The organism is Clavibacter sp. MX14-G9D (genome assembly GCF_032917815.1).
GTDB lineage: Bacteria > Actinomycetota > Actinomycetes > Actinomycetales > Microbacteriaceae > Clavibacter > Clavibacter michiganensis_K.
Genome location: NZ_JAVCVL010000261.1, coordinates 1 through 3,427, shown reverse-complemented (window position 1 = coordinate 3,427; position 3,427 = coordinate 1). Strand labels below are relative to the sequence as shown.

Sequence of the window (3,427 nt, the reverse complement as noted above, 5' to 3'; positions counted from 1 at the left end):
CCTCGCCGGCCGCGCCCCGTCGCTCGTCGCCGCCGGCGTCGCCGTCGCGCTGGTCGCCGGCGCGGTGACCCCGGGCATCGTGCCGGTCGCCGCCGCGTGGACCGACCGCGAGTGGGCGAAGGGCGCCATCGGCACGGAGGACCTCGACTGCGGCACCTCCACGGGCTTCACGACCACCGCGTCCGCGCGCTTCCTGCGCGGGAGCCTCCTCTCCCTCCCGCTCGACACCGTCGCGGGCGTGTCCGGCCTCTCGGCCGTCGACGACGCCGCGCCCGGCTCGCGACGCACCCCGGCGACCGCCCCCAGCCTCGGATCCGGCGCCTATGCGAACCCGCTCGCCATCACGGCGGTCTCCGGCGCGGCCGCCCTGGACCTCACGGGCCTGTCGGCGGGGTTGCCCGCCGGATCCGCGGGAGCCCTCAACCAGTACGTGCGCGTGACCGAGACGGGGACCTCCACGGCGGCCAGCGGGCTCGTGTCCGACTCCGGCGGGGTCGGCGTGACCTCCGGCACGTCGGCGTCCCTGCCCGGGCGGGCGACCATCAGCCTTGCCCGCGTCCTCCCGGCCACCACGGACATCGCCCGCGCGGAGCTGGCGGTGGGCGCCGTGGCCTCCCGCGCGACCCTCGACTGGTGCTCCGCGCGCCGCAGCGCCCTCTGGGGGGACGGCTCCGTCGACGGCGTGATCCGCGAGTACGGCATCGCGGGCCTCGAGCTCCGGGTGGCGAGCCCCGTCGTCGGGGGCGTGGCCACCGCCGTGGGGAACACGACCACGACCGTCCTGCCCGCCGCGGTGGCGGCCCTGTCGGGGACGACCGGGACCATCGCGACCTCCGTCGGCTCCGCCCTCGACGCCCTCATCGGCGGGCTCGTCACCACGGGGCTCACCGGCTCGGTCACGCTCACCGGGGTGGAGGCGGCGACCGCCGCCGTCACGCCGCTGCTCACCAAGCCCCTGCGCAGTCCCGACGGCAGCGTGGCGATCGACCTCGCCACCGGCACGGTGCTGGTCGACCTCGCCGCCCTCACCGGCCGCGGGCCCGGAGGGCTGAACGGCCTGCCGCCGAACACCGAGCTGGTGCTGTCGGCCCCGGTCGTGAACGCGATCAGCGCCCGGGTCGGGGTCCTGATGGACACCCGGACCGCGGAGATCCAGACGGCCCTCACGACCGCGCTCCAGGCCGTCAAGGTGAGCATCGCCTTGACGACCGAGGTGAGGACCTCGAACACCCTGCTCGGCATCAGGGTGCTGAAGGTCGGCGTGGGCTACGAGGGCACCCTCGGCGACCTCGCGTCGGGAGCTCGTCAGCTGGCGGTCACGGCCGACGCCCTCGGGCTCGGCGCGACCCTCAACCCGATCCTGGCCGGGCTCGGGCTGGGGAACATCGACCTCCTCTCGGCGCTCGTCCGGGGGCTCGGCTCCTCCCTCGTCTCCACCCTCACGACCACGCTGGGCTCCCTGCTCGTCACGCCCGTGACGACCCTGGGAGCGACGCTCTCCACGCTCTCGGGACGTCTCGTGACGGCGGTCGCGGCCGTCGTGAACCCGCTCCCGAGCGTCCTGTCCGTCATGGTGAACGTGCAGCCGGACCGCCCGGGGGCGCCTCCGGGCAGCGTCGTGGTCCCGGGCATCGGGCGGGACACGAGCCCCGAGCGGTCGGTGACCGCGCTGCGGATCGGCCTGCTCGACTCGGCGGCGCCCGCGCTGGGGCTGTCGGCGGTCGAGCTCGCCACCTCCACCGCCGGCCGCAACGCGTACCGGGCGCCCTGATCGGCGTCGGTTAGGGTCTCCACGTGATCCCGGAGCCGACACCCGACCGCCCCGCCGACGCCCCGGTCGACGGGCGCGCGGCCGCCGTCTCGTCGGTGGCGTCCGAGCTCGGGGCGCTGCTCATGTCGATCCGCTCCCTGCGCATCGAGGAGGCCGCGACGTTCCACCCCGGCCTGCAGCCCGGCGCCTTCGCGGTCGCGCGCTGGATCCGCACCGCCGGCCCGTCCTCCGCGGGCGCCGTCGCGGCGGGCCTCCTCATGGACAAGAGCTCGGTCAGCCGCCACCTCCGCGTGCTGCGCGAGGCCGGCTACGTGCAGGACGAGCCGGATCCCGAGGACCGCCGCTCCACCATCCTCACGCTCACGCCGCTGGCGGAGGAGCGCCTCGCGGACGTGCGCTCCGGCACGCGCGAGCGCCTGCAGAACCGGCTCTCCGCGTGGGACACGACCGAGGTCGAGCAGCTCGCGGGCCTGCTGCACCGCTTCAACGTCTCGCCCCGGGACCGGCCCGCCGACGACTGACCGGCCTACCGGCCGGCAGGCCTACCGGCCCCGCCGCCGCCGCATCTCCGCGACGGACCCGGGCTCCGCGGATCCGCCCGGCTCAGCCCGCCTGGTGCACCGCGTAGCTGGCCACGAACCCGAGCACCGTCACGAGGCCCGTGAGCGCCTGCGCCTTGCGGAACGCCTCGGGGATCATGGTGTCGCAGATCATCGCGAGGATCGCCCCGGCCGCGAACGCCATCACCACCGACTGGCCGCTCTCCGGGAGCCCGCCGAGCAGCGCGTAGCCGCCGAGGGAGGAGAGGGCGCAGACCACGGCGATCGAGGTCCAGAGCCCGAAGACGTAGCGCGGGCCGCGGCCGTCCTCCTTGAGGTCGGCGGTGCTCGACATCCCCTCCGGGAGGTTCGAGATGACGACGGCCACGAGCACGCCGACGCTCAGCGTCCCGCCGCCCGTGAGGCTGAGGCCCTGCACGGCCGTCTCGGGGACGCCGTCGAGCAGGGCGCCGAGCGCGATCCCCACGCCCGTGCCGCCCCCGCCGCCCTTCCGCCGGTGCGGCTTCCGACGGAACCCGCCGTGCTCGAGCAGCTGGTCGAGCACCACGTACACGACGGCGCCGGCGACGAAGCCGGCGATGGTGGGCAGGAATCCGCCGCTCGCCGCGGCCTCGTCGACGAGGTCGAACGCGAGCGCCGAGATCAGCACGCCGGCGCCGAACGCCATGACGAGCGCGACGACCTCCCGCGGCACCCTCGCGAACCACGCGACGAGCGATCCGACGACCAGCGACAGCCCGGAGAGCAGACCGGCGAGCCCGGCGAGGAGGAGAGGCGACATGCCTCCGAGGATGCTCCCTCCCGGCGCGCGCGTCCGCCCGGACGGCGCTCCGGCGGTGCGGCCGCTTGCGAGCGGCTCCCGGGATCGATCCACTGGACCCATGCGACGGCGACGGGCGGGGGATGCGCGCGCGAGGTCGTCGGGTGGGAGACAGCGCCTCCGGACGGGCATCGTCCTGGTGTCCACCTCGGCCGTGACCGCCGGCCTCGGCCTGGTCGTCCTCGCGCTCCTGGCGTCCGCCGGCACCCCGCCGGACGCCGCCCCGGGGGATCCGCTGCCCGTGCCCGCCGCGGCGGCCGCGGCGCTGTGCGCGGC

3 protein-coding genes are annotated in these 3,427 nt (G+C 76.1%); 2 read left to right on the top strand and 1 reads right to left on the bottom strand.

Annotated elements, in window-relative coordinates; genetic code table 11:
* Window positions 1-1,771, top strand: a 1,771-nt coding sequence (locus Q6969_RS14330; RefSeq protein ID WP_317231046.1) for a choice-of-anchor G family protein, incomplete at its 5' end; no start/stop codon positions are given.
* Between the two features lie 23 nt (window positions 1,772-1,794).
* Complete coding sequence (locus tag Q6969_RS14325) at window positions 1,795-2,292, top strand: MarR family winged helix-turn-helix transcriptional regulator (RefSeq protein ID WP_317231045.1); 498 nt, start codon at window positions 1,795-1,797, stop codon at window positions 2,290-2,292.
* An 82-nt stretch (window positions 2,293-2,374) separates the two neighbouring features.
* Here Q6969_RS14325 and Q6969_RS14320 read toward each other — a convergent pair whose 3' ends face one another.
* Window positions 2,375-3,112, bottom strand: a complete 738-nt coding sequence (locus tag Q6969_RS14320) for a ZIP family zinc transporter (RefSeq protein ID WP_317231044.1) — start codon at window positions 3,110-3,112, stop codon at window positions 2,375-2,377.
* Window positions 3,113-3,427 lie beyond the last annotated feature (315 nt).